General features: G+C 74.2%; 1 protein-coding gene. It reads right to left on the bottom strand.

Annotation, left to right across the window (positions count from 1 at the left end):
- A partial coding sequence (locus FOE67_RS27075; RefSeq protein WP_498370726.1) for an SCO2278 family lipoprotein occupies positions 1–660 on the bottom strand: 660 nt, incomplete at its 3' end.
- Between the last annotated feature and the right edge of the window lie 254 nt (positions 661–914).

Genomic DNA, 914 nt, shown 5'->3' on the forward strand with positions numbered 1-914 from the left:
GTCCCCACCGGTGGAGCCGGAGCCCCCGGCGAGGAAGTCCGCGTAGGCACCGCTCAACCGGCCGGCCTCGCCGGTCACCGGCACCGCCTCGGCCCAGCCGTCCCCGTCCAGCAGGGGCTCGGGCACCTCCTCCGGCGGCACCACGGCCAGGTAGGAGGCCCGCCACTGCTCCTCGATCGAGTTCCGCGTGAAGACCAGGAGCCAGCGGTTCCCGTCGCCCTCGCGCCCGCTTTCCGCGTCGGCCAGGAAGAACTTCGGCCATCCGGCCTGACGGGGGATGGCGAAACGGGCGTCGGTGAAGTCCAGCGGTCGGTAACGGGGGTTGCCCTCCGGGTGCACGGCACCCCGGGCGCGGTGACCGGCCTGGTTGATCTCGCCCAGGGGGCCGGTGTCGATCTCCAGGTTCAGCTCGGCGTCGTAGACGGGGTTGGCCTCGTTGCCGATCTCGGCGTACCGGGCCAGGACCTCCGCGGCCTCCTCCGGGGTGATCGCCGGTACCACGGCGTTCTCGCCGTGCACCCGCACGCACCCGCTCACCAACAGGGCCGTGACCGCCAGGAGCACGACCAGGCGCGCCACCGGCACAGCGCCCGCCCGGGCCGTCGTCCGCACCGCCCCCATCGCGACCTCCCGCCGCCGGCGCGCCGTTCCCCGGCGCACCCCGTTGATCGTTGACCGACTCCGTTGGTGATCACCGGCCGGGGTCGCCGGCCGGATCCGCACGGTCCCCGTCCGACGTCGAGCCCCCCGGTGACCGTCGCGTGAGCCAATGCATCGTATCCGTGTTCGTGACGGCGTTCGGCATGGGATGATCCCCCGACCCCCGCCGGAGCGGGGGCGGCCGGCGACGAGGCGCCGGGGTGCCGGGGCTCGCGCCCGGCGCGGGTGGGGACATCGCTGGCTCGTATACACAT

It is taken from the genome of Streptomyces calidiresistens, assembly GCF_014141525.1.
Classification (GTDB): Bacteria; Actinomycetota; Actinomycetes; order Streptomycetales; family Streptomycetaceae; genus Streptomyces; species Streptomyces calidiresistens.